Here is a 25,149-nt window from a genome sequence, read left to right on the forward strand (position 1 = left end):
TACCTGGAAATAGTCTTCCTATTACATTCAGGTTATTTTCACTTAAGGTTGAAGAAATTTGCTAACGCCTCAACCATCATTGGTGGCCAACGGCGGACATGCTCTACCCAGTCTAAGTCCTGGTATCGCTTATCGAGACCAACGGCTGCCACCCAATTACTCTCAGCTTCCCCCCGTTTTCCGTCAGCCCACAACACAGCTGTTAAAGCAGCTCGGAGATCGGCAAATTGGGGGTATTTTCGTATGGTGTTGCGCATGATGCGCGTGGCTTCTTTGGTTTCACCAATTTGATATAGGGCCAGAGCATAGTTAGCATAGGCAAAGGCAAACTTGGGCGCTAACTCGATGGATTTTTGGTAATTTGCGATCGCTTCTGTCCATTGGCCTAGTCCTGCCTTCGCATTCCCCAAGTTGTTGTAAGCCATGGCATCATTGGGATCAAGTTTTAGCAATCGCTCATAGTCAGCAATGGCATCTTGCCATCGTCCTTGTGCTTCATAGGCAGCACCACGATTTAGATAAGGGTCAGTGGCTTCTGGTGCTAACTCAATGGCGTGAGTAAAGTCTGCGATCGCATCGTCTAATTTATTCTGGCTGACTCTAAGGTTACCCCGATTACTCCAACCAACGGGATTATCTGGTAACAGCTCAATTAGCTGAGTCCAGTAATTTTCAGCAGTTGGGAATTTCCCCTGATTCGTAGCAGCAAATGCCTTTTTCCTTAACTGGTTAATTTGTTTTATCTGAGCCTTAGTCAATTCTGGGAATTGGGTTTGCGCCATTGCTGGGGGTGTGATTATCGTAGCAGCCGATACAACGACAAGCAGTAAAATCAGTAAAATCCGAATCAAGCGTTTCATATATTATTTGAACTGAGACCGCAATCTTGATATTCCTTGCTACTGACTATTAACTACTAATTACTAACTACTAACAACTACTCATAGCCCAAATGTTTCCGAGCCGCTGAGGTGGCGACGCGACCCCGAGGTGTGCGGTGCAGGAAACCAATTTGTAACAGATAGGGTTCATAAACTTCTTCAATGGTTTGAGCATCTTCTCCAGTAGAGGCTGCCACTGCTTCTAAACCAACTGGTCCGCCATTGAACTGTTCAATCATTACCTTGAGCACCAGTCGGTCTGTCCAATCTAACCCCATCGGGTCTACATTAAAGATTTCCATGGCTTGAGCTGCTACATCCTGGTTAATTTGCTCAATGGCTTTGACTTGAGCATAGTCTCGCACTCGCCTTAGGAGTCGGTTAGCAATTCGAGGTGTGCCACGAGACCGACGGGCAATTTCTTCAGCGCCATCTTCCGTTACTATGGCCTTGAGCAATTGAGCTGTCCTCGTTACAATTAAACTCAATTCATCGATCTCATAGAAGTGTAAGCGTTGGATCATACCAAAGCGATCGCGTAGGGGTGAGGTTAAAGAACCTACTCGTGTGGTTGCCCCCACTAAGGTAAACTGTGGCAAAGGAATACTGCGGGTTTTGGCACTCTGACCCTTACCAATAGTGATATCCAATCGATAGTCTTCCATGGCTGGATATAGCAATTCCTCTGTCATGCGCGATAAACGATGGATTTCGTCTATAAATAAAATATCCCCAGGTTTGAGATTAACCAGAAGCCCCACAATATCTCGTGGACGCTCTAAGGCAGGTGCAGCAGTAATTTTACAATTCACCTCCATCTCAGTTGCCAAAATTAGGGACATGGTTGTTTTCCCTAATCCTGGTGGTCCATACAACAGCAGGTGATCCATGGCCTCATTTCTGGCTTTGGCAGCTTGAATGCCAATTTCCAAAACTCCTTTGAGTTCTTTTTGTCCGATGTAGTCGGCTAAGCGCTGTGGTCTAATACTCTCTTCTTGATGACCAATTTCCTCAGCGGTGGCCGTTGCTAGTAGTAGCTCCCCATCGCTTTGCCTCTGACGAGGATTACCCCGACCCTTTCGTTTCTTATTGGATTTGGGTTCTCTATCTGGGTTTTGGTACTGTTGTCTAAAAGACGTTATGGCCATGGGTCATACTTTATCCTTCATACTTCATACTTAGTTTACTTATGCTGGCTAAGAGAATCTTACCGTGTCTGGATGTAAAAGCTGGGCGAGTTGTTAAAGGGGTCAACTTTGTTAATCTTAAGGACGCTGGTGATCCAGTGGAATTAGCACAAGTTTACAATGATGCTGGTGCAGATGAGCTGGTGTTTTTGGATATAACTGCTACCCATGAAGACCGAGACATTATTATTGATGTAGTCTACCGTACAGCCGAACAAGTGTTTATTCCCTTGACCGTGGGGGGTGGCATCCAGTCTTTGGAAAATATTAAATTATTATTAAGAGCAGGAGCCGATAAGGTGAGTATTAATTCGGCTGCTGTACGCAATCCGGACTTTATTAATCAAGCCAGCGATCGCTTTGGTAATCAGTGCATTGTAGTTGCTATTGATGCTCGTCGTCGGGAAGATCCTGATAATCCTGGTTGGAATGTTTACGTGCGAGGAGGGCGTGAGAACACTGGTATTGATGCGATCGCATGGGCAAAAGAGGTGGCACAACGGGGAGCTGGGGAACTTCTGGTTACTAGTATGGATGCGGATGGAACCCAGGCTGGGTATGACTTAGAGCTAACGCGCACTATGGCTGAACAGGTGGAAATTCCTGTGATTGCCTCCGGTGGTGCTGGCAACTGCGATCATATTTATCAGGCTCTGACTGAGGGCAAAGCCGAAGCAGCGTTACTAGCTTCCCTGTTGCATTACGGGCAACTGAGTGTATCTGAAATTAAAACCTATTTGAACCAGCATCAAGTTCCGGTGCGATTGCCATAGTAGACTAATGGATTATTTTTCCGAAAGATTTAAGTTTTGTTGTGTAGTATTAAGTAGTTTAATGGTTTGCAGCGATTTTTATAGCTGCTAAACTAAATATGGATCCAATATTAATTTTTGTAAAAAATGCTGGTGATAATTCTAATATTTGATGTGGCCTTGGTGGCTTGGTCACTGCACCTGATGCAGGAAGCCTTTGATACCCAAGAGTTCTCTCTGATGCTGGCTGGTACCTTAGTAGCTATGTCAGCAGCAGCTATGTTAGTTGTTTATTTTCTGATGAACAGCTGCATGGGGTATCTTACCCAAATGGCTCAGTCTCCCAGCGTATTCTACTGATCGAGATAATTTCATTCTCAAAACACTTGACTTAGCTGAGCTATCAAGGTAGACTAGGTAATGGACTATAAAATTACGGGGTTATAGCTCAGTTGGTAGAGCACCTCAATGGCATTGAGGGGGTCAGCGGTTCGAATCCGCTTAGCTCCATATTGTTTAAATATTGATTAAAGGCTGAAGTCTTTTAGCCTGAGGGGTAGCGCTAGGGTAGCTTGGCTATCAGTCTTCAGTAATAAGGTTAGAATTTGTTGACGGTTGACGGTTGACGGTTGGCGGGAAACTCTTAAAACAAGCCTTCGGAGTGACGAGGGGGGAAAACCCGTGAGACTTGATGGTGAGATGTTGAGATTAAAACCTCTTTATCGAAGACGAATTCGCTGTAATCGGCGAGGTCATCTAGACCAATCAAATTTAGGATGATCTCAGCCACTAGCCAGGTGCTGACTTTCAGAAATACATTGTTCCACTGATGATTCATTGCTCTGAGGTTTAAACATTTGGTAGGTAGAGGTTTTGTCTGGCTTCTGTTTGTTCAGATGTACCTAAATCTCTACTTCAATTCCAGAGCGACGAATCCGCAAAAAAGTCAAAAAGTTTTATTTAATAAAATTTCCCATATTGATTGGTGTTGAAAGTTCACGGTTTAGGGTTGACAGTTGATATCACTTTAGGTTAATCACTTTGCTGATTAGCGATCGCGTTTTGTGATTTGAACCGAATTTGGGATTATAGCGCTGCATTGGTTTGATCATAATGTTTGCATCAATTCTTATGAGTTACCTGTGCCCGGTTTCCTGTTCTTGACTTGTGCAAAAAGCCTAGTCAACCTTCACGCTCCCTTAAGGATTTCGATGGGATCCCCTTGGTGCAACACTTTACCGGTTTCTGAAACAGGCACATTTGTATTCACACTTAATTTGTAGAAATGATTGAAACGAGCGCTGGTTGTCCAGGATGGTAGAGTTTCCTTGCGCTTCGCCATAAAAGTTTTTTGGAAATTAGCAGTAGCTTCTCCTGTCTGAGGGTCTCGTGCTAAAACAATACAACGTTGACAGGGATTAATTCCTTCTATCAAAGCTTCCCCTACTTTAAACTGAATAGATTGCCCTGATTCGGAAAACAATTGGTCTTCCCAGAAAGCGGGAACTCCTCCAATTTCTAGATTGGCTCGAACCCGACTTCGTATGTCTTCAGGACTTATTTCAGGGAACCAAGAAGCAATGGTTTCAATCGTAGCGCTACTAATAATAGTAGGACCACGAGCATTGGTATCGTCTGGGAAACCAGTGCTGGTGTTCTGCACTACTTTAACTGGAAAATCGAAGTAATCCTTTAACCAAGCTTCGAGAGCAGCTCGCCCATGATCAATATGAAAGGTAATGTTTTGGTTTGTGCCCTGAATTTGTAGCGATAGCAATTGGGATTGGATATCGAAGACCGACCGCAGCAAGTAGACTTTGGCATTGCGCTTACCATTGACAAATTTACCTTGCTGATCGAATAGGGCAAATTCCCGGTCATGGTTTAGGGCACCACTTTTGAGGAGAGTGGCGGTTTCGAGTTCAATCCGATCAAGGGATTTAATCGGGTAGATATAGATAGCCTTGAGGTAAGGTATTGCAATTTTCATAACGAGTGAGCGACATTGCTTATCCTTTTAAGGCAAAAGGCAAAAGGCAAAAGGCAAAAGGCAAAAGGCAAAAGGCAAAAGGCAAAAGGCAAAAGGCAAAAGGCAAAAGGCAAAAGGCAAAAGGCAATATTCAAGATTGTTTTAAGCGATGCAGCGCGGTCTTGGGGAGGCAGCGCGGTCTTGGGGGTCTCCCCCATGAGCGACTGCCGTGGTTTCCACGGGGCTTACAAGGTGCGGACGCAGGTTCCGCACACAGACCCAAAACCATGAGCGACTGCATCAAGACAGGGAATCTGCCTCAAAGAAGACTTTACCTCATCATTGCAATAAACGCTATATAATAGCTTACAAATAACAGATAAAGAATGATATAGCAATAATAATCAAGACTCCATCAGCTTTATCCTAGTTGTAACTATTTCTATCAAGTAAAGCATTTTTTTATAAACTTGGTAGGGATCACAGGGCAAACTTATCTAAACTTAGTTAATAAATACATTAATTTATCATAACACCAGGGATATCAAGGAAAGCGATCGCTAATCCCACCAAGCGATCGCTAATGTTGGTTTTGTTACTTACCTTAAACAAACGTAATAAACTTTAAGTTTTACCAGAAGAAATTAGTTAAGCGATCGCTAAGTTATAATGACAGCTAATTTATGCTAGTAAGCCAAATATATAGGGTTTGCCCCCAGTTGGCAATCATGAAGCTGAATCAAATTCTTAATCAAATCAAAGTCTCTCTAACCCCTTCGTCAACTAAAAATCATTACCAAAAGGTTGAAGAAATAGCCTATAAGCTTTCCCAAAATCGCCTACTAGTAAAAGGTGAAGGGGATGCGGAGCACGACTGGCATAAAGCTGAGCAAATTGTTAAAAATCCTTTGACGTTAGCCTTGTTCAAGTGCCATCAACCTTTCATCAGCATAGAAAAAAAGTTTTTAGAGCCTGTTCTGGATTACCTCAATAGATTAGCATTGCTAGAAATTTTGGGACTAGTTGGTAATCTATCTCTACTTGTTGGTGTGATTGTCTTTATTGGTGGTGAGCAAGATAGACGAAATGCTGAAGTTTATCAGGCATGGCAAGTAGTTACAGCAGCCTATGACCAAGCTGGCAGTGGCGGCAGAAAAGAAGCTCTGGAATTCCTAAACTCAAGACCAAGGCGTATTCCCTGGTTTTGGTTGACCTGGCGGAGACAGAACTTAGATAGTTTACAGGCTCCAAAGGCTTATTTGAAGGGAGTCCAGCTCCCTGGTGCGAAGCTAGTTAACGCTAATTTATTTGCAGCTAATTTATTTGCAGCTAATTTAGAAAAAGCTGGTTTATCTAGAGCTAATTTGCAGAAAGCTATTTTAGATGAAGCTAATTTACAGCAAGCTTATTTAATTAAGGCTAAGTTACAGCAAGCTAGTTTATCTGAAGCTAAGTTACAGAAAGCTAATTTAGGGAATGCTAAGTTACAAGAAGCTTATTTATTTAAGGCTAAGTTACAGCAAGCTAAGTTAAATATAGCTAAGTTACAGCAAGCTGATTTAGAGCAAGCTAATTTAGAAAATGCTAGTTTAGTTGGAGCTAAATTACAGAATGCTCATTTAGCTGGAGCTAATTTAAAGAACGCTAATTTAAAGAACGCTAATTTAGCTGGAGCTAATTTAGCTGGAGCTGATTTAGCTGGAGCTGATTTAAAAGACGCGATTTATTCAAATGAAATAAGATCGGAATCCTGTAAATATGACGATACCTATGATCCTTGTCGCACCATATTTCCTGAAGGTTTTGACCCTAAAGCTGCTGGCATGAAGTTAATCAAGTAAGTTAAAGATATACCTAAACGATAATTATTAAAATTCAACACTACAGGCTACTCTTTAATCAAGACTTGCTTTACCCAAGCTACATCTGCGGTCGATAAAGGTGGTGGGGGGTTTTGACTATAATCAATCGCTAAATCATAACTCCCTTGGTCGTAAAGCTGATGTAATAATTGTTGTAAATTAACCGTAGGTTCTCGATCGCCTGGTTGGAGAGGTAAAGGAAACGAAGGTATTGCTTGGGGGAGATTGAAGGCATATAAATCGGCTTGGGGACGTTCTTGAGAACGGCTGACCACGATTCGATAGTGGCTCTGGAAGGCTTGAGTATTCATAGCCATCGGTTTTCCTTGACGCAGTAAATCAATTTCCACTAAATGGGTTAAGCTATCTAATATTTTTTGCCGTTTGGTTTCATAAGTGCTGCGCCCTTCTGCAGACCGTTTGTTTTTGGGAGAAAGAATTTCGATAACAGTAATTACTTTGCAAGTTTCTACCTTTCGCACTTCTAAATACCACTTCTTGATGCAGTCGCTCATGGGGGGAACCCCCAAGACCGCGCTGCATCGCTCCCTAACCGTTTCAGTCATCGGTAGAGCAATCTTCATTGGTTTAAGGCTAGGAGCAGCAACGGTAACCAGAGCTGAGGGATCTTGGTGGTTGCTTTGAGAACTTTGAACAACTACATCATCAGGAATTCCTACTAGCATCGAATCATCACCAGTAGCGTTGTAGACTCTTTCCTCAATTGCTACCCGATACTTCGGACGTAGTTGGGGGTTAAGGCTTTGGGCAATCAGGACAATTAGCGACTTGTGAACTTGTGACCAATATTCTGGTTTTTCCAGATAGGGATTCATCCCAGGAAAAGGTGAAGGCATATTGTGTGTTGAGGCGGTGAAGTGGTATAATTGCTAGATTAACGAAGAAGTCTGGCTCTTTGGTAGCTGCAACCTGGCCAGTATTTTTCGGAAACTTCCGGAAAATCACCAGGATTTGACGATGTGTTATACCAATTTATAAAATTAAGTGGTATAATAGCGTCTAAATAAAATTAATCTTAAGACAGCTAGGGTCTGGGTTAACCCCCTAAGCTGCTATATCCTTAGGATTTAAGCAACGTTTAACAAAAAGTCTCTCAAAGTCTTACTCCGTATAGCTTTGAGATTTTAATAATTCAGTTTTTACTAACTAGCATCTGAATGCCTAAAAGTTTTGCCTAGCAATACTCTTAGGCATTTTTTTTGAGAAATTAGCATCCCTTGATGGCAAAGAAGCATTTTGACATCCTCACCGTCCTAGAAGAACGGTGATTCCTAAACCTCACGATTTAAGTTTCTGCTTCAATGCAACCGCCTCCACCCTCAAGGGGTTTTATGGTCTTACGTTCGCTCCACAGACTATCCCCGCAAGTCCTGCGGTTCTCATGTATCGAGTTTCAAGAAAAGTCTTGATGTAATGCATGATTCAAGGGTTGGACTTCCATTGCCCTGTCCTCTTTTCCCGGTCTACCGATTTGGCTGCGCCGCCAGGTTACTGGACTTCGCTCGTATAGGCTGTCTGAATCCATCGTCTCGGGTGGGTCATTGACCATCTTCATGGTAACATAAAGCCGTCCTATAAGGACGGGGTTTCAGACCCAATTTTTTTGATGAATCAAGTTGACCTAGCGTTTACTCCAGCTCTAGACCAAGCCCAACTGATCCGCAAGGGTGAGATATCACCCCTGGAATTAGTCCAACTCTACCTTGAACGGATCGAAGCATTAAATCCCCAACTGGGCAGTTACTTCACTGTGGCGTCTGAAATGGCACTTGCGGATGCTAAAACCAAAACCGAACAACTTGCCCAAACTACTGATACCTCTAAACTTCCTCCATTTTTTGGTGTTCCAATTGCGATTAAAGACCTCAGGGCTGTAGAAGGACTACCTTGTAGCTTTGGTGTTGCTGCGCTCAAAGACAATATTGCTGAGTATGATGATGGGGTAATCACCCGCATCAAGCAAGCTGGATTCATTATTTTAGGTAAAACTGCTACCTCTCAACTGGGTTCTTTACCCTATACCGAACCCCCAGGATTTCCACCGGCTCGCAATCCTTGGAATCTGGACTACACACCAGGGGGGTCTAGTGGGGGTTCAGCGGCAGCAGTAGCAGCTGGCTTATCTCCCATTGCTCAAGGTTCCGATGGTGGGGGTTCCCTGCGCGGTCCAGCCTTTTGCTGTGGTTTGGTGGCGATTAAACCGACACGAGGTCGTATTTCTTACGCTCCAGTAGGAGACTTTCAAAGTGGTATTGCTAGTATTGGTCCAATGGCACGGACGGTAGCTGATGCAGCTGCTTTACTGGATGTCATGTCTGGCTATATTACTGGAGACCCTTACTGGTTACCTGACCCAGAGATATCGTTTCTAGAGGCTACGGAACAACAACTGGATAATTTGCGGATTAGTTTTGCGACATCCATTAAACCGATGGGAGAAGCGTCAGCTGTATGTGAAAAGATTGTGGTGGAAACGGTGCAGCGACTGGAAGGGATGGGACATCTGGTTGAACCGGGTTGTCCAGATTTCAGTGACATAGTAGAACCGTTTAAGACAGTATGGCAAGCTGGGGTAACGTCAGCAGGAATTCCCTTAGAAGCCTTAAGTCCGATGAATCGCTGGATTGCTGAACAATCTGGTTCTGCTGGGGAATACTTACAAGCGGTGACTAAGCTACAAATTATAGCGCGTCAAATTGTGGGATTCTTTAACAACTATGATGTGCTAGTGTTACCGACTTATTTACATCCACCGATTCGGGTAGGAGAGTGGGACGATTTGAGTTATGAAGAAACCTTGGAGAATATTATTAATTGGATTGGACCGTGTCCACCATTTAATGCTACTGGACTTCCTGCGATCGCAATTCCTGCTGGTTTTGATGAGAAGGGCTTACCTGTCGGAATTCAGTTAGTGGGACCTCCAGCATCAGAAGCAAGACTATTAGCATTAGCGGCTCAGTTGGAAGCAGCAAACCCTTGGATTAATAATCGTCCCACAATAGCAACGGAAGTATAGTTTAGGACATAATATTTGGCTTTAAAGGGAACAGGGAATAGGGAACAGGGAACAGAAATATGTCTTCACTTTGGCTTCGACCAAATCCAACTATCCCTCTTGAGCCTAATCCGATAGTGCCAACCTAATTGGGTAGTTAACATCCGCCTTGGCGTTAATATGAACTTGCACCTCGGTCTGCCAGTAACACCACCTTGATTCCTTGAGGTAATCGCTTCTGAGCCGATTGAATCATTTCTCGATAATCCCTGAACGATATACTGGCACTGCCATGAGCCATGACCCGCGCTCGCCACGCGGCTTGGCGCGACCTCGATGCACCACACACAGCCGCACGCTCACAATACTTCTCCCAAAATAACGAGGTGTCTAATGCCAGATAGATTACCTGTTCTTGCCAATTGGTCAAAGCTGCTTCAATTAAACTGCCATAGAGTCGATGCACATTGATTCGGGGTAATGGCTGCCAACGCTGGATTTGTCTTTGTTTGCTGGCAGCATATTGACCCCGGCACGGCATATAGACCGTCCATTTAGTCAGATTCACACTACCGGTATGTACCAGCGCCACGCTCCATCGATAAACAAACAGTCAGATGAGCCAAATGCGCCCAATCACCTTGACCCATCCATTGATTCAAGGCATTGTAGAGGCGGGAGTTTTTTTTCACAGCATCTTCAAGGTATGAGTGGTATCTGTCTTGAGGATGCTGGCTCCCCACATTCTTGCGTCAATCCCTCCTATTCCCCTCCTGGCTTACATTTGATTGTTCCTAATTGATGCTTTTGTCAGTCAACCAGGTGTACTAGTTACGATTTTGTTAGGGAATGCAGAACTGCCATGATTGCATATAGACGGTTCTCTGCCTCTGGGAAAATCCTAGAATGCGCGCCATCTGCAATTTTCTGGCTTACTTCTTCATAGTCAGTTTCATCTTGGGTAAGATGTATGGGCATACAATGAAGGAATACCCAGTCTGGATTCTCAATTTCTTGAACTTTCTCTTCATCAACTCTATAGGGAGCTAATATCTCTTTAGAGCGTAGCTTTTCTTCTGATGTATCACCCAAGGAGTGGGTATCAGCGAATACAGCATCGGTATTGACAATTTTAGCTGGATTGTTTATCATGATAGTACTACCACTATGCTCCGAAAAGGTTTTGATTTTTTGAAGCACCTCCGAAGGTGGAAAACAATCCTCTTTCTCTGGACACATTAACAAAAAGTCGATGCCAACTGCTGAGGCGGCAAGCATCACAGAATGGGTTACATTATTATTACCCATGCCAAACCAGGTAATCTGTCTGCCACCAATAGATTGTCCTTCGAAATATTGCCATTCCTCCAAGAGCGTAAATATATCTGTTAGTCCCTGTAGTGGATGAAAAGTTTTGGTCATGGCATTAATGATTGGCACGGTGGAATGTTTCGCTAATTTCCGGATAAAATGATCGCCATTAGAACCGTGAACTCGCACATATCCCAAATGAAACCAGGGTAACTGACTACCACTCAGTACCCTAGCTACATGTGAGATTTTTTCGTTGCTATAGGTTCTGGGGATAGTTTCTAGATTAAAGTGTTGGTTGCAACAAGCGCCCATTTCATTTAATGCAACGCTATATGAGCCAATGGTTCGAATAGATGGATAATTAAATAAAGAGTAGGGTCTAACCCCTTTTAGAGAATTTGCATAAAAAGGCGGATGTTTGTTATCTCGAGTGTAAGCCTCCTTTCGTATTCTTTTTATCTCCCACATTTTATGTAGTAAACCCCAAATCTCATCAATTGGTAAATCGCCTAAAGAAATTAAGTCTGTTTTCGCAAGTATCTGTATCTGCATTACCTGTCGTAAAATCGTGTTACTGAGTCGTCGGACAAAAGTTTTTACATGGCTTTGTTGCATGAATGATTAAGAGTCAAAATGCTCCCCCTCTCAGGAGAACTCTTAAGAATCATGGGCATAGCTATCAGGCATACCTAAATGGGTCATAGGATTGAGGGCAGCACAGGCCAGTAAAAGTACTAAGCGCCTGGTTATCGAAAGTACGACGATAACAACGTATTGGGGTGATCTGCCTCGTTTCCCTGTCTTGTGCGGATTCCACCATCCCTCAAGTACCTCCTCATCAATCGGTGAAGGTCAAACTTCCTCGGTTTTAATGGGCTGTGTTGTACTCACTCCAATTCCTAATTTTATATTGGGTCAAGGTCAAAGCTTCTGTCATGGCTGGGTCGAGCAAAATTTTTCTCTCTCACATATTATTGCAGCTAACTCATACTCTTTATGCAACAAAGCCTTTTTACATTGTAAATTTATGTAAATATCGCGTAAAATCCCTTGAATCAAAGGCTGCAAGCCTGGTTGACTGACAAAAAGTGAAGTAAAAAGTGGTAAACTGCTGATCTCGAAAGGAGTTGCCAGACTTGACAAAGCGTGATTGGGAGCCAGCATTCGTTCGGACAGAAACCACTCTTACCATAGAAATGCTGTGAAAAAAACTCCCGAGTCTATAATGCCTTGAAGAGTTGGATGGGTCAACCCTGTGAGTGGGCGCATCTGACCCACCTGACAACCTGTTTATGGATGGTGTCTGCCCTGATCCAGACAGGGGAGGTAAATTTGACCGAAAAACCTAAGGGCGCAAGCCCCTTGCTTCTAGGGCGTGTCATCAAATAGGAATCAATCTAGTTTAGAATCGATAAATGTAGAGAGTTGAGTCAATCAGGAGCCGTGCTATCATGACGCGCCGCTATGCTTTGCGTCTCGGATCAGTGGGAACGCATCTCTCGACTTACTACCAGGTCGAAAAGAGACGGTAGGAGTAACGGCGTGCATATAATCGATTGTTTCTCGAGGCAGTATTGTACCGCTATCGAGCTGGGATTCCGTGGCGGGATAAACCCGGAAAGATTTGGTGATAAACGAGATAGTTCATACCCGATGAACGCCGATGGGCAAAGCGCGGGGTGTGGCAACAGGTGTTTGAGGCTTTAGCCGACGATCCAGACAACGAATACGCGCTTGATTGACTCGACGATAGTGCGTGCTCACCAGCACAGTGCTTTGAAGTTACCGTAAGATAGTTGAGCCTTTATAGTTAGTAGGTTATGCGTAAAAAGTTCAAGTCTGTTGTAATAAGGCTCAACTATCTAAGGTTTCGTCTCTTGGGGCTAAAAAGGGGATGGATCAACTGAAGCCATCGGTCGAGCGTAAAGGTGGATTGAGTACCAAGATTAATGCTAAGCGTGGATGCTTTGGGTAACTCGATTAGTTTTTGCCTGAGTCCGGGACAAGCCTGTGACTTTGATGGTGCGGATGTGTTACTGCATAACTTGTCTACAGATCCCTTAATTGCAGGCATTGCCTACGATGCCGATCAACGAGTCCTACAGCGCCTTGAAAGACAGGGGAAAATAGCAGTGATTCCCCCCAAGCGGAATCGCACTCACCTGAAGGAGTATGACAAACACTAATACAAAGCCCGACACTTAATTGAAAACTTCTTTGCCAAACTTAAACAGTATCGGGCGATAGTCACCCGTTATGATAACCTAGTTCTGAACTTTCGTCGGGGCTATCTATCTTGCTGCTATTGTCATTGGGCTTAATTGATGACACGCCCTAATTTAGTTGGTGTTCGAGAAGGTTTAACCACCGTCAGGGAAGTATTAGCTTTGGAAGGAGAAGATTTAGCTGTGCCTTTATACACCCTCTTAATGCTGTTATTTTTTATCTATTGTTATCCAATCGCTTGGTACACCAAAAAACTGGAACAGCGTTTCAATTAGCGTTTCAATTATGGAAAGTAAGTGACGTACTCCCGACGTTGCCCTAAAGGGACAACGCGGGCTTCTTGCCAACACCACCCAACGGTTCGGTTACTCGGCAAGCTTTATTACTAGCGGGACGCCCCACCGCCAAATACAAAATATTTTTAGCCGCATTAACGTCCCTGTCTGCGATATACCCACAATGATGACAGGAATGAATGCGGTCTTTAAGTTTTTTGGGTACCTTTTTACCACAATTAGAACAGTTCTGGCTAGTGTTTTTAGGATTCACAGCAACCGTTAACAACCCAGCATTTTCGGCTTTGGTTGCAAGGATTGACAGGAATTGACCCCATCCAGCATCTAGAACTGATTTAGCCATTTTAGTCTTGGCTAGACCCTTGATATTGAGCTTTTCATGAGCTACTAAATCATGATTGTTTAACAGCTCCTTGGTCGTCTTAAAATGAAAGTCTTTTCTGGTATCAGCTACTTTTTTGTGAGCCTTGCCTAATTTGGCTACAGCCTTTTTTCGGTTATTGCTACCTTTTTTGGATCTACTAACCGCTTTTTGAATTTTCGCCAATCCTTTTTGAGCCTTTCGGTAATACTGAGGAATCCCTACCTCCGTACCATCTGATTTGATCAAAAACGATTTAAGACCCAGATCAATCCCTATAGGATCAGAAACCTGATCCACGGGGATTATTTTAGGAATAGTATCATCCTGAATAGACAAAGTAACATAGTAGCCATCCGCCTTGCGGGTAATCGTAGCTGTCTTGATTTTAAAACCATTGGGAATTGGCCTGTGGTAGATCATTTTGACCCACCCAAATTTAGGTAACTTTAATTGATTGCCACTAATAGGATCCTTTCCAAGTGACGGAAAAGTCAAAGAACGGTACCGGCCTTTGCCTTTAAATCTAGGTTTTCCACTCCGCTTCCCGTTGCAATCGCCTTTAAGGTACCGTTTAAAGGCCAAATCTACCCGTTTGACACAATCCTGCAAAACCTGAGAATGAATTTGACCGTACCAAGGTCTATTTTTCTTGAGTTGTGGGAGTGTTTGTTTTTGGGAAAAATAATCAGGTTTATCCCTTAAATTTGGCAAATGGCAAATAAGAGGACAAGCATTAATGGAGCAGCGATTCTGTTCATACCAATTAAACCGATCAGCTAGCAAATAGTTATACTGACAACGTAGCATTTCCAACCATCGCTCTAGCTCGAGCATTTGTTTCTTTGTCAGTCTTAATCTGTATTGATAAGCAGCTCTCATTGCGCTTGCCCTCCTATTTATCGACCTACTATATATATAATATACAGCTAGTCAAATGGCAAGTCAGAATGAAAAAAATAAAGATGACAATTCGGTTAACCGAATATGAGAAAAAGAAGTTAGAACAAGAAGCAGAACGAAGAGGAATGAATCAGTCCGAAGTACTTAGAAACTTGATAGCTCGTTTCCCTGATCCAATAACTTCCACTTGACAGTTCCGCTTCGCTTCACTGTCTCGCTATCATCCCGACGCTTACCTTGTCAGGTAAAGCGCGGGGCTTCTCGCGGTCTAGCTAAATATCATTTAAATAACTATGAGTTATCGACTCTTGATTATTGGTTTAGGGGATTTGGGTCAGAGGTTTGCTGCTGAGATCTCGAAGTTTGCTGAGATTGATGAATTAATCCTGGCAGGTCGCCGAATTGAGTTTGGTGTTACCTTTGCTGAGCTATTAGCTGCATGTAGTCAAATCAAAGTACGATTTTTTGAACTGGATGCAGAGCAGCAAGACGCCGTTGAGCAACTTTTGCGTGACCAACGCCCCGATCTGATTGTTCAATGCGCTAGTTTATTTTCGCCTTGGTATTTGCGTGAATGCCAACACCCAGTGGCTAAAGTCCTACGAATGGCAGGATTTGCTGCTCAAATTCCAGCTCAGCTTCCACCAATCACAACAGTTATGTCAGCCGTTCGAGAAATTGATTTCCCAGCTCCTGTGGTGAATTGTTCTTATCCAGATCTAACTCATCCGGTTTTAGCGCAGCTTGATTTAGCTCCGACAGTTGGAATTGGCAATGTGGGGATGATTCAGTATCGCGTTCAGGCAACATTGCTTCAACAAAGTAAACTGTCTGGGACTGAAGTCAAATCGGACCTGCCTCTCGTTCGAGTTCTGGCACACCATAGTCAGATTAGGGCTGCTATGAGCTCGATCCGACCTTCTGACACCTCTTCCTGTCCAAAAGTTTTTATAGGAGAAGGGGGACAGCGAGCTGATGAGTTAGTATATGCAGGGTTGCCACTGATGAGTAATCGCTACCTCAATGCACTCACTACTGCAAGTGGATTACCCATTTTGCAAGCTTTGCTACCCAATAAACCTCCCCTAAGAATTTCTGCGCCTGGTCCGCTCGGTCTACCTGGAGGGTACCCGATTAAGATTATCAATCGCCTTATTGAACAGATTGCCCTGATTGCCTTTGAGCGCACCCAGGTAGTGGTTTCCACTTTCAATGATTAACTCAGCTATTTTTTTTGAGTACTAATCGCATCAAAAGCAAAGACGACACCCGCCTCAGCCAGTTGGTTGATAAATTCAGGCATTGCTTTGACGCACGTTGGTTTTGCTATTGACCTGGTAGGGTTAATGAATCAAACCTCGCTCAACCAGATAAGCGCTCACTAGTATAATCCCTCGGTGAGGTGGAGAATCGGGATTATCACCAAGAACGTTGGTACGAGCCTCGTAGGACAAGACCATCAATGGCTTTGGTTTCTCCAGGCTTGGGTTCAATACCAAAGAAACGGGCCAAGACCGCAGAATACTGCTGATAGTCTAGGCTCAGCAGAACACGACGAATCATACTGTACGAAGGAAGTCTGCCCAAAGGGGGATGAAATAGTTCAATGAGCTCCTCCCGATTGCTATAAAATCTAATATTTACAGGACTTACGCCAAATATGAGTTATTTCCCTATCCGACAAGTAGAGTTATGACGTAAGTCCTGCCAAATTTAAGTAAGTGCTGATTTAAGATATTAATGGTAAACCGTCAACGGTCAACAATGCTTAGACTTTTTTCAACCAGCTGAACATAGCGCGTAAGTCTTTACCGACTTCCTCGACGGGATGTTCTTTATTCTGACGGCGCATAGCAGTGAAGACCGGTTTACCTCCCTGATTTTCCAAGACAAATTCACGGGCGAATTGACCTGATTGAATTTCTTTGAGGATTTTACGCATTTCGGCGCGAGTTTCATCAGTAACAATCCTTGGCCCACGGGTATAGTCACCATATTCAGCAGTGTTGGAGATGCTATCCCGCATGTTAGCTAAACCACCTTCGACGACTAGGTCAACAATCAGTTTGACTTCATGAAGGCATTCAAAATAGGCCAATTCTGGTTGATAACCAGCAGCGACTAGGGTCTCAAATCCAGATTTAATCAATTCACTCAAGCCGCCACACAATACGACTTGCTCACCAAATAGGTCAGTTTCTGTTTCTTCCCGGAAGGTAGTTTCGAGAATCCCGGCACGGGTACCACCAATTCCTTTGGCGTAAGCCATGGCGCGATCGCGTGCTTGGCCTGTGGCATCCTGGTAAACAGCAAATAGACAAGGTACCCCTTCGCCCTGTTCATAGGTGCGCCGCACCAAATGTCCTGGACCTTTGGGAGCAACCATGATCACATCTATGAACTCTGGGGGAACAATTTGACCAAAATGAATATTGAAGCCGTGGGCAAAGGCAATCACATTACCCTCGGTCAGATTTGGCTCAATTTCTGCCTGATAAATGGTTTTTTGCACTTCATCCGGCAGCAGGATCATCACCAAGTCAGCTGCTTTAGCAGCATCAGCCACTGTGTGGACGGTTAAGCCTGCTTCTTCAGCTTTGGCCTTAGACTTACTACCTGGATAGAGTCCCACGATCACATTCATGCCACTCTCTTTAAGATTAAGGGCGTGAGCGTGACCTTGAGAACCATAGCCGATGATAGCTATAGTTTTATCCGCCAGTAGGTCTAGGTTAGCGTCGGTATCGTAATACATCTGAGCCATTGTAATTTCTGTTCCTTTTTTGCTGGTCACTGTCTTGATGCAATAGCGAGTGGGGGAAACCCCCAAGACCGTAATGGTGCGCTTTCCGTTGGCGAATTAAATTCGCCACGGGTCGCACCTCTGCATCGCTGCAAACTTATCATGATACCGCAAAACCGATCTCAAGCCTGGCAAGTGATATACCTTTTTATCCATCAGCCCATCACCGGATCACCTGATGTGTGGATACAGGTCTTGGATGGTAATGATAAGTATTCCTAATTATAAATCCCTAAGGATTTTGCTGAAGTTATCTTAGGGAGATAGGATCTGTAAAAATCCTTTTAAAACTATATCTTAGAGCATTTTCATGGAGCGGTTTGAGAGCTAACTCTCTGGTGTAGATACTTGTGGAGATTATATAAGTAAAACTTATCAAATTGGGGATTAAGCCTTTCATTCTTAATCGGTCTTAATCTGCTGAGTGTTTTCCCGTAGTATCAGAGATGGAGTAAAAATAAGCATGCCAAGCTCCTTCAAGCAAAGGATAGGCTTTTGCCGTATACTCACAACGTCTCTACTATTGTTTTACGAGAGGATTACTAAAACATGGCAACTTACAAAGTCACCTTGAAAACACCAGATGGGGATCAAACCATTGACTGTCCTGATGACGAATACATTCTCGACACTGCTGAGGAGCTAGGTGTAGATCTCCCTTATTCCTGCCGTGCGGGTGCCTGCTCTACCTGTGCTGGCAAACTAGAGAGTGGTACTATTGATCAATCAGACCAATCTTTCCTGGATGATGAGCAAATTGCGGCTGGCTACGTTCTGACCTGTGTGGCCTACCCCACTTCTGATTGCACGATCACTACTCATCAAGAGGAAGCACTGTACTAAGTACTACTATAAGTACTAATAACAGAGGGGAAGTAAGAGAGCTTAGAAATTGGGTGTTTTATCCTTTAAGCTCTTTACTTCCCCATCGCCGAAAATCGGGTGATGAGATAATTATGTAATGGGGTTATGGCGAAATAACGCGCTTATTGCTCAATCAAGGAGGAGAAGAAGGTAATTTTTCTGAAATTCTTCCGTATCTTCACTTTCTCCCCCCTTTTACCATTAATTACACTAGGGTGTTACTAGTGCGCTGGCATTTTGCCAGAAGATAATAGAATTATTCAAAGGCTGAATTTGAGTACCAGGATAATAAAAGCTGAGAATTTTTTCTGCAGACCAACCGAGTTTAGCTAAATTTTGGGAACCGTGTTGGCTAAAGCCAACCCCATGTCCAAAGCCGCCACCTACGAACACGAAGCCTTTGAGGGTTTGGTTGGCTTTGTCATAAATCGGGTCTACGTAGAAGAGGGTGCTGCGGGGAGGACCAAAGGCGCTGCGGGCTTCATTTTTACTCAGCTCCAGGATACCCCGATCCGTTGTTACCGCCATTTTCAGCACTCGTCCTGCTGGTGAACGCTCTACCACTTCCATATGCTCAATGGTAGTGAAGTTGGCAAGGGGGTGTTTGGTTTTTTTGAGATAGCGTTGTAAATGGCTGGTGACTTGTTTCAAGGTATTGTTGTACTTCCAGCGGAATAAGTAACTATTGTCAGTCTCATTAAATCCTTGCTTCAAGTTCATGAACTCACGGAAATTTTGTTCGTCTGCTAAGGATTTTTGTGACAAATTCCAGAGGGAGTATGGGGAGTCTACCACTGCTCTTAAGTAAGGACGTTCTGACCCATTCCAAACATCACTAAAAGGCGCACTGACTCCACCAGTTGCCGCTGAATATAGGGCATCTACTAACTCATTGTTGTAGGTGAGGACGAGACCTTTAGTGGCTGCGATCGCACGGTCAGCGACCGGATTGGTTTGATTTATTCCGAAATAAACCTGGCAGTGAGTATCGGCACAGAGTTCGTAACCGTCAACATTAAATCGGCGTCGGTTCCGCAAGGCGTAGGTGCGAGCAATAATGCTCTGGGCAGCTACGGTTGAATAGCGTGCTCCAGCTCCAATTTCATGAGGTACTACACCACGTAAATAGCTTTCTAGAGGTACCTGATTTACTAAGGTATAGTCACCATAGGCATTGGGCTGGATCCGTAGACTACCAGGATAAAGTCTTGTCCTACGGTTATTTTCTCCTTTGCTAACCCAGATCCGATTTTTGCCAGCAGTAATATCGATTTCCCGTCGATGGTAGCGATAGTCACCAATTACAAAGGAAGCATGGGGCACCTCGGTGACAACGTTAGTATCAATATAAGCAATAGTATCACCTTTGGCTTTGATACTTGCTAGCAGTAGACGTCGCAATAAAGGGGTTTGATAAACACTCCGTTTTGCCCACACCTGCCAGCGGTCAGGCTTGGCAATTTCCACCTCAATCCCCTTTTCCCGCCATTTATTGGCACTATCTTCTGCAGTTTCAAAGGTCCCATGGTTACTCAAGACCACGTACTCTTCGATCTGCGGCTGCTGTAACGGTTTATTGACTATTTCCAGCTTGAGGCTGCTAAGCTGCTTGGTTTTCGGTTGCATATCACCGCCTAAAAATTTGACGGTTAGCTGATCGTCCGGGGCAGCTTTCAGGGTGAGCTTGTCAGTTTCTTCATCTCCAAAGCGCTGCACGACTCCCACTTTTAGTGGGATATCTGAGGCTTTGGCGGCTAACCCTGATAGGATTGGTAGTCCCCACAACGATAGTGTCATCAACGGTATTAGGAAATGGGGATTGGAAGTTGGGGAATTGAGAGAGATCGGTTTTTTCGTGAACCCCACTATCCAATTGCGAAACCGACCTGTCTTACCCGATGCCGTATTTTGATGCGAATTCAAGTCAAACGCTTTTATTGTCATTAGCTTAGTTTTTAAAGTACCCAATCCATAATTCCCATTCCCCGATTCTAGATCCCGAAAAGTACGATCCTCCAGAGGTATTGTTACCCTAACCAGGTCTGGTCATCGTCTTTGGTTTGGCATTGGGATGATTTGGTTGAGGATGCTGCCCGCAGCTACCCATTGGGATTACCTGTGTTAATTACTTCGAGCTAACAACACTTCCCCTTGCCTGATTCGTTGGGCAGCATCTAGTAGCACGTCTTCTAGATAGGGTTTGGTAAAATAGCCTCTAGCACCGAGATCAGCAGCTACTTTCCGGTGTCGATCAGCACCACGAGAGGTGAGCATGGCCAGGGGGATTTCACACAAATCTGGGTCTTTTTGAAGGCGAGATAGGAGTTCTAGACCATCCATTCTGGGCATTTCAATGTCACAGAATACGATCTCGCAAGGCAAACCAGACCGGAGTTTATCCCAGGCTTCTTGACCATCACGGGCTTGTTCTACCCGATAACCAGCTTTACTGAAGGTCATAGAAAGGAGTTCTCGGACTGTGATTGAATCATCCACAATCAACACCATGGGATCAGATTTGATTAGATTGACCTCGGCTCCGCTGGCGGTTGGAGTTTCCATCCTTTGCCAGATCGCAACACCACCATCTTTACGAATCCGACCCATAGCAAGGTCAATCAGTTCTAGAACGTCAGCAATGGGCATCACTCGACCATCCCCTAAGACGGTCGCCCCGGTAATGCCTACTGGCTTAGGTGCAGGGCCTTCGATTTGCTTAATAACAATTTCTTGCTCCCCTAATACCTGATCAACCTCTACGGCGAGCATGTTACCTGTACTTCGCAGTACCACCACAGAAATCAAGTTGTCTTCCCGTTGGCTGCCATAGACACTAGCCCGGCTGAGTTGGCTATGGTAGGTCAGCAATTCTGAGAGGGGCTTGAATGGGATCTGGCTGTCCCGCCATTGAAGAAAGGCTTGACCTTGGGAATTGGTCTGAATGCAGTCAGGGGAGACATCCTGCATATCTTCCACCCCATCCATGGGAAAAGCAATTCTGGCGCGATCGCTTACACAGCAGAGGGCTTTACAAATACTCAGGGTCAGGGGTAAGCGAATGGTAAAGGTGGTTCCTTGCCCGAGAGTAGAGTCGATAGTAATAGTTCCCCGAATTTCACTTAAGCAGGTGCGCACCACATCCATGCCTACCCCTCGACCTTTGGTATCAGTTACTTTCTCAGCAGTGGTGAACCCAGGGTGGAAGATGAAATTGAACAACTCCAAGTCGCTCAGGGTTTTTGCCTCAGTTGGGGAAATCAGATTCTTTTCAAGGGCTTTAGCTCTAATTCGAGCTGGATCAATGCCCGCCCCATTATCCGAGATAGAAATCACCGTCTGATTTCCCTGGTAGAATGCTCCGAGGGTGATTTTACCCGCCCTAGGCTTCCCCGCAGCCAGCCGTTCCTCTGGTAGCTCAATCCCGTGGGTAATGGCATTGTTGACCAGGTGGGTCATAGGATCATAGAGGTGTTCCAAGATCATTTTATCAATCAAGGTTTCCCGCCCCTCAACGTGTAGCTCGGCTTCCTTGCCTTCCTGCAAGGAAATTTCCCTGACTGCACGGGGCATGCGGTCTGCTGCCTGGGCAAAGGGCACCATACGCGATCGCGTCAGTCCTTCTTGGAGTTGATTAGTTACCTGTCTGAGGGTACGAGTTACTTGGTCGGTTTCATCCACCAAAAACTCAATGTCAGATGCCGACTCCTTAACCCGGACAATCAGCTCAATGATCTCTTGGGATAGCAAATGGAAGCCTGTAAAGCGGTCCATTTCCAGGGGGTGATAGTCTTCTAAGCTGGTGCAATTCTGGTTTCCTTGTTCCCGTTCTTGGATGCTTGTAGTGCGGTAAATCCTACTACTAGACAATAGAGAATTTTCCAGCAGGGTTCGCTCATACAAGTCCCGCATTTTCAAACCCACATCGTTGAGGCTCGATACCTGATGGGATAAATTATCTAAGAATTGCCGCAGCCGTTCTTGATCTTGCTCTAAGCTATTGCGACCAACCACCAGTTCTCCCACTAAATTGCTCAGGGTGTCCAGTTGTTTAACCGGTACCCGCATGGTTTGTTCAAATAGCTTAGACCTCGGACGCCTTGTTTGGCGAGACAGCTCCTGGTTCATCCCTCCTGGGATAGCAGATATGCTTTGATTTGTCTGCTCTAGCAAGTGCTCAAGGTCTTTAAAGTCATCCTCTACTGAGTCCGCCTGATTGGTTTTCCGGGTTTCTTGGTCTAGGGAGTGGTTAGGTTCAGGGCTACTAGTTTCATTTAATAGGAGTTCTAGTTCATCAAATATTCTTGTCTGCTCTGATCCCACTTCAACAGTGGTTAAGCTCAAATCCAGGGGTTTTATACTGTCAAAATCAACGTTTTGGTAATGGGCCGTAGCTTCTGCCAACAGCTGCTCTAATTGCTGCCATTGATCTTGGGTTGTTGGTAAGGGTTGTGGTGATGAATCTGGTAATTTGTTTGATTTTATAGGATCAGATTTTCTATTTTTTCCTTTTACACTTGAACTAAGACCGGGTGTCGAGGTGGGTTTTAAAGACCCTTTAGTTGATGGGGATTTAATTCCTGGCTGGTCATGGTTTGCCGGGGGGTGAGTTGGAATAAGCTCCAAGTCATTAACCAGATTAAAATCTAATTCATTGAGATCCGTGTAGGTCTGACCCGGGCGAGGGCTGTGGGTGGGATCGACGTGCGGTGTGCTTGGTTGGATAGGCTGCTGTTTGCTCATCCCATAACTATCTAATTTTGTGGGAGTAGTATTTTCCGCGCTTGAGCTATTTTCTTCAAAAAAGGTATCGTCAAATAAACTACTTAATTCATCCGCTGGGTTAGTTTTTTGAGTTAGGTTTGCCTCAGTACTCCCAACAGAAAATAATTCTTCAAGGTCTTTATCTGTCAGGCTTGGAGTAGGGTTAGGTTGAATCTCCTCTGGAGTTGACTCCCTTGACTGTAGTAATTCAAAAGCTGCTTCTTCTGGAAATTCCTCATCGAACAAACTGAGTAAATCTTCCTCGGTAGACTCCGCTGCCTCTGGAATGTCCAACCCATCAAGTTCTTTAATCAGGTCAGATAAATCCTTTGGTTCGTCTGTAGTTATAGAATTGTGTGATTGGCTAGACAACTGCTGGTTATCTGGAGCGATAATTTCTTCTTCTTGCCAGGTTTTATCCAAATCAGGGGTCTGACCTTCAAAGATATCAGCTAAGCTATTGAGTTCTGCCATGCCAACTTTTGGTTCTGCAGCATCATCGGACTCGATTTGGAGGATATCAGTGGTTGGTTGTGCCACTTCCTCTATATCCGGTATATCCTCGAGGAAGTTATCTAGGTTAAATTCGTCTTTGATTACTGCTGGTGGCTGAGCATCTAGGTTGTTAGACATTCGGAAAGCTAAAATTCCACATTAAGCGAACATTTTTAACCTTTTGCCTTGGCAAGTTCGCCGGTTCCCTGCGACGAGAAACTGATATAATTCGGTAAAAACCGTATTAAAGTTCCCTTCCTGCTTCTTTCCAGTTACCTGGTTTTTCATAGGGTGTCGGCACTTCCTATTCCACAGGCTTAGACCGAATAGCCTTCGGCAAAACGTTCGTGCATTCAGGCTGGCGTTATAGTCACGGTCAAAGACTTCACCGCAAACCTCACAATCAAAAACTCGTTCTTTAAGTGGCATTTCCTGAACATGACCACAACTAGAACAAGTTTTAGTGGATGGGTAGAATCTATCTACAAATACCAATGAGCAACCGTACCACTCAGACTTGTATTCGACTTGACGACGAATTTCATAAAGAGCGGAGCGGAATCGGCTATCGCACCTGCGTTCCTTATGGTTTTTTAGCAGACCGGAAACATTTAGATCTTCTAACCCAATCACTGCGTGGTTTTTGCAAAGCCAAGAGGTTAATTTTTGAATTGCATCTTTCCGGATGTTAGCAACACGTTGATGGGCTTTAGCTAATTTCAGCTTGGTCTTATTTCTATTGGCAGAACCCATAGTTCTTCTAGATAGTTCTCCTTGAAGTCTAGCCAGCTTTTTCTGAGCTTGTTTGTAAGCTCTAGGATTAGGAAATACCGTCCCATCTGAACAGGTGGCTATAACTTTAACCCCGACATCAACACCTAGATATTCTCTACATTTAACAGTGGGTTCAGGTTCCAACTCGTAGGCCAAAGAAATATACCAAGAATCGGCTTCTCGACTGATTGTAACCCGCTTCGTCTGGATTCCAGGTAAAGGTTCATAAGTGCTAACCCACCCAAGAAAAGGGAGTTTCAACCGAGTTCCTGAAAACTCCATGACCTTCCCACAATTATCTAGGGTGAAGCTATCATTTCTACCTTTCTTCTTAAACTTAGGGTGTTGAGCTCTCCCTTGAAAGAATCGGTTAAACGCTTCTCCTAAGTGCATGAAGACGAATTGATCAACCCTAGAACTTAAGGTAGACTGCCAAGGATATTGAGGTTTAACATGATTGGTATAGAACTTTTTCAGCTTGTTAGCAGAAGGCTTTAGCCCGGCTTTATAGGATTCGTTCCACATATTTAAAGCCCAATTCCAAAGCCACCTAGAATACCCAGCGTGTTGAGCCATCAAGGTTTTTTGTCTATTATTAAGTTTTAACTTGGTCTTGAAGGCTCGTTGCATAAGTCTGGGTCATTCTTAATTTTGCTTTGATACTAAGCGAGCAGCTCGGCGC

General features: G+C 44.3%; 25 protein-coding genes, 1 tRNA gene and 1 pseudogene. 12 read left to right on the plus strand and 15 right to left on the minus strand.

All coding sequences use genetic code 11. The features are described 5' to 3' along the window. Nucleotides 1-38 precede the first annotated feature (38 nt). Together F6K46_RS07790 and ruvB are read right to left on the minus strand one after the other, a co-directional pair. Nucleotides 39-860: a tetratricopeptide repeat protein gene (locus F6K46_RS07790; RefSeq protein WP_293051816.1), complete on the minus strand. Its 822-nt coding sequence runs from the start codon at nucleotides 858-860 to the stop codon at nucleotides 39-41. A 77-nt stretch (nucleotides 861-937) separates the two neighbouring features. After that, a complete protein-coding gene (ruvB, locus tag F6K46_RS07795; protein WP_293051825.1) occupies nucleotides 938-2,029 on the minus strand; it encodes a Holliday junction branch migration DNA helicase RuvB in 1,092 nt (363 codons plus the stop codon). A 41-nt stretch (nucleotides 2,030-2,070) separates the two neighbouring features. Here ruvB and hisF point away from each other — a divergent pair, with 41 nt between their 5' ends. From hisF to F6K46_RS07810, 3 genes are all read left to right on the plus strand, one after another. Next, complete coding sequence (gene hisF / locus F6K46_RS07800; RefSeq protein ID WP_293036867.1) at nucleotides 2,071-2,841, plus strand: imidazole glycerol phosphate synthase subunit HisF; 771 nt, start codon at nucleotides 2,071-2,073, stop codon at nucleotides 2,839-2,841. A gap of 126 nt (nucleotides 2,842-2,967) precedes the next feature. Beyond that, on the plus strand, nucleotides 2,968-3,180 hold the full coding sequence (locus tag F6K46_RS07805; protein ID WP_075897842.1) for a hypothetical protein: 213 nt from the start codon (nucleotides 2,968-2,970) through the stop codon (nucleotides 3,178-3,180). A gap of 77 nt (nucleotides 3,181-3,257) precedes the next feature. Further along, nucleotides 3,258-3,330: transfer RNA gene (locus F6K46_RS07810), tRNA-Ala, on the plus strand. A 133-nt stretch (nucleotides 3,331-3,463) separates the two neighbouring features. On the opposite strand, the gene F6K46_RS07815 is transcribed toward F6K46_RS07810, so the two are convergent. Continuing rightward, the gene (locus F6K46_RS07815) at nucleotides 3,464-3,658 is read right to left on the minus strand and encodes a hypothetical protein (RefSeq protein WP_075897844.1); all 195 of its coding nucleotides are present in this window, start codon (nucleotides 3,656-3,658) and stop codon (nucleotides 3,464-3,466) included. Between the two features lie 351 nt (nucleotides 3,659-4,009). Next, the gene (locus F6K46_RS07820; RefSeq protein ID WP_293051828.1) at nucleotides 4,010-4,810 is read right to left on the minus strand and encodes an MOSC N-terminal beta barrel domain-containing protein; all 801 of its coding nucleotides are present in this window, start codon (nucleotides 4,808-4,810) and stop codon (nucleotides 4,010-4,012) included. A 5-nt stretch (nucleotides 4,811-4,815) separates the two neighbouring features. Here F6K46_RS07820 and F6K46_RS07825 point away from each other — a divergent pair, with 5 nt between their 5' ends. Beyond that, nucleotides 4,816-5,151, plus strand: coding sequence for a hypothetical protein (locus F6K46_RS07825; protein ID WP_293051830.1), 336 nt, complete (start codon nucleotides 4,816-4,818; stop codon nucleotides 5,149-5,151). A gap of 366 nt (nucleotides 5,152-5,517) precedes the next feature. After that, a complete protein-coding gene (locus tag F6K46_RS07830; protein WP_293051832.1) occupies nucleotides 5,518-6,630 on the plus strand; it encodes a pentapeptide repeat-containing protein in 1,113 nt (370 codons plus the stop codon). Between the two features lie 47 nt (nucleotides 6,631-6,677). Here F6K46_RS07830 and F6K46_RS07835 read toward each other — a convergent pair whose 3' ends face one another. Both F6K46_RS07835 and F6K46_RS07840 read right to left on the minus strand, forming a co-directional pair. After that, complete coding sequence (locus tag F6K46_RS07835; RefSeq protein ID WP_293051834.1) at nucleotides 6,678-7,508, minus strand: DUF4058 family protein; 831 nt, start codon at nucleotides 7,506-7,508, stop codon at nucleotides 6,678-6,680. Nucleotides 7,509-8,065: 557 nt separating this feature from the next. Continuing rightward, nucleotides 8,066-8,221: a hypothetical protein gene (locus tag F6K46_RS07840; protein WP_293051836.1), complete on the minus strand. Its 156-nt coding sequence runs from the start codon at nucleotides 8,219-8,221 to the stop codon at nucleotides 8,066-8,068. Between the two features lie 57 nt (nucleotides 8,222-8,278). Here F6K46_RS07840 and F6K46_RS07845 point away from each other — a divergent pair, with 57 nt between their 5' ends. Next, nucleotides 8,279-9,691, plus strand: a complete 1,413-nt coding sequence (locus F6K46_RS07845; protein WP_293051838.1) for an amidase — start codon at nucleotides 8,279-8,281, stop codon at nucleotides 9,689-9,691. Between the two features lie 154 nt (nucleotides 9,692-9,845). Here the strand turns inward: F6K46_RS07845 and F6K46_RS07850 are convergent, their stop codons facing one another. The 3 genes from F6K46_RS07850 to F6K46_RS07860 all read right to left on the minus strand — a co-directional run bounded on the left by F6K46_RS07850 (nucleotide 9,846) and on the right by F6K46_RS07860 (nucleotide 11,599). Then, nucleotides 9,846-10,211 (minus strand): hypothetical protein, encoded by a 366-nt coding sequence (locus tag F6K46_RS07850; RefSeq protein WP_293051840.1) that lies wholly within the window; start codon nucleotides 10,209-10,211, stop codon nucleotides 9,846-9,848. A gap of 28 nt (nucleotides 10,212-10,239) precedes the next feature. After that, nucleotides 10,240-10,362, minus strand: coding sequence for a hypothetical protein (locus F6K46_RS07855; protein ID WP_293051842.1), 123 nt, complete (start codon nucleotides 10,360-10,362; stop codon nucleotides 10,240-10,242). Between the two features lie 139 nt (nucleotides 10,363-10,501). Further along, the gene (locus tag F6K46_RS07860; RefSeq protein ID WP_293051845.1) at nucleotides 10,502-11,599 is read right to left on the minus strand and encodes a hypothetical protein; all 1,098 of its coding nucleotides are present in this window, start codon (nucleotides 11,597-11,599) and stop codon (nucleotides 10,502-10,504) included. An 836-nt stretch (nucleotides 11,600-12,435) separates the two neighbouring features. On the opposite strand from F6K46_RS07860, the pseudogene F6K46_RS07865 reads away from it, so the two are divergent. The 3 genes and pseudogenes from F6K46_RS07865 to F6K46_RS07875 form a co-directional block, all read left to right on the plus strand. Further along, nucleotides 12,436-12,760 (plus strand): annotated as a pseudogene (locus tag F6K46_RS07865) (transposase); the annotation flags it as partial. A gap of 173 nt (nucleotides 12,761-12,933) precedes the next feature. Further along, nucleotides 12,934-13,170, plus strand: a complete 237-nt coding sequence (locus F6K46_RS07870; RefSeq protein WP_293051848.1) for a hypothetical protein — start codon at nucleotides 12,934-12,936, stop codon at nucleotides 13,168-13,170. A gap of 138 nt (nucleotides 13,171-13,308) precedes the next feature. Next, on the plus strand, nucleotides 13,309-13,485 hold the full coding sequence (locus F6K46_RS07875) for a hypothetical protein (RefSeq protein ID WP_293051850.1): 177 nt from the start codon (nucleotides 13,309-13,311) through the stop codon (nucleotides 13,483-13,485). Between the two features lie 43 nt (nucleotides 13,486-13,528). Here F6K46_RS07875 and F6K46_RS07880 read toward each other — a convergent pair whose 3' ends face one another. Next, on the minus strand, nucleotides 13,529-14,749 hold the full coding sequence (locus F6K46_RS07880; protein ID WP_293030871.1) for a transposase: 1,221 nt from the start codon (nucleotides 14,747-14,749) through the stop codon (nucleotides 13,529-13,531). A gap of 83 nt (nucleotides 14,750-14,832) precedes the next feature. On the opposite strand from F6K46_RS07880, the gene F6K46_RS07885 reads away from it, so the two are divergent. After that, nucleotides 14,833-14,961 carry a ribbon-helix-helix protein, CopG family gene (locus tag F6K46_RS07885; protein ID WP_293030874.1) on the plus strand — a complete coding sequence of 43 codons (129 nt, stop codon included), beginning with the start codon at nucleotides 14,833-14,835 and terminating at the stop codon, nucleotides 14,959-14,961. A 102-nt stretch (nucleotides 14,962-15,063) separates the two neighbouring features. Further along, the gene (locus F6K46_RS07890; RefSeq protein WP_293051853.1) at nucleotides 15,064-15,990 is read left to right on the plus strand and encodes a saccharopine dehydrogenase NADP-binding domain-containing protein; all 927 of its coding nucleotides are present in this window, start codon (nucleotides 15,064-15,066) and stop codon (nucleotides 15,988-15,990) included. A gap of 199 nt (nucleotides 15,991-16,189) precedes the next feature. Here the strand turns inward: F6K46_RS07890 and F6K46_RS07895 are convergent, their stop codons facing one another. Beyond that, nucleotides 16,190-16,333 carry a hypothetical protein gene (locus tag F6K46_RS07895; RefSeq protein ID WP_293051856.1) on the minus strand — a complete coding sequence of 48 codons (144 nt, stop codon included), beginning with the start codon at nucleotides 16,331-16,333 and terminating at the stop codon, nucleotides 16,190-16,192. A gap of 205 nt (nucleotides 16,334-16,538) precedes the next feature. Then, the gene (ilvC, locus tag F6K46_RS07900) at nucleotides 16,539-17,534 is read right to left on the minus strand and encodes a ketol-acid reductoisomerase (RefSeq protein ID WP_293052198.1); all 996 of its coding nucleotides are present in this window, start codon (nucleotides 17,532-17,534) and stop codon (nucleotides 16,539-16,541) included. A 588-nt stretch (nucleotides 17,535-18,122) separates the two neighbouring features. On the opposite strand from ilvC, the gene F6K46_RS07905 reads away from it, so the two are divergent. Continuing rightward, nucleotides 18,123-18,416 (plus strand): ferredoxin, encoded by a 294-nt coding sequence (locus tag F6K46_RS07905; RefSeq protein ID WP_293051859.1) that lies wholly within the window; start codon nucleotides 18,123-18,125, stop codon nucleotides 18,414-18,416. A gap of 231 nt (nucleotides 18,417-18,647) precedes the next feature. On the opposite strand, the gene F6K46_RS07910 is transcribed toward F6K46_RS07905, so the two are convergent. From F6K46_RS07910 to F6K46_RS07920, 3 genes are all read right to left on the minus strand, one after another. Beyond that, the gene (locus F6K46_RS07910; protein ID WP_293051862.1) at nucleotides 18,648-20,360 is read right to left on the minus strand and encodes a SpoIID/LytB domain-containing protein; all 1,713 of its coding nucleotides are present in this window, start codon (nucleotides 20,358-20,360) and stop codon (nucleotides 18,648-18,650) included. A gap of 198 nt (nucleotides 20,361-20,558) precedes the next feature. Further along, on the minus strand, nucleotides 20,559-23,831 hold the full coding sequence (locus tag F6K46_RS07915; RefSeq protein WP_293051865.1) for a hybrid sensor histidine kinase/response regulator: 3,273 nt from the start codon (nucleotides 23,829-23,831) through the stop codon (nucleotides 20,559-20,561). Nucleotides 23,832-23,852: 21 nt separating this feature from the next. After that, entirely contained in the window at nucleotides 23,853-25,097 is a 1,245-nt protein-coding gene (locus F6K46_RS07920) for an RNA-guided endonuclease TnpB family protein (RefSeq protein WP_293051868.1), read from the minus strand. Nucleotides 25,098-25,149 lie beyond the last annotated feature (52 nt).

The sequence above is a fragment of the Moorena sp. SIO3E8 genome (assembly GCF_010692445.1).
GTDB classification, from domain to species: Bacteria; Cyanobacteriota; Cyanobacteriia; order Cyanobacteriales; family Coleofasciculaceae; genus Moorena; species Moorena bouillonii.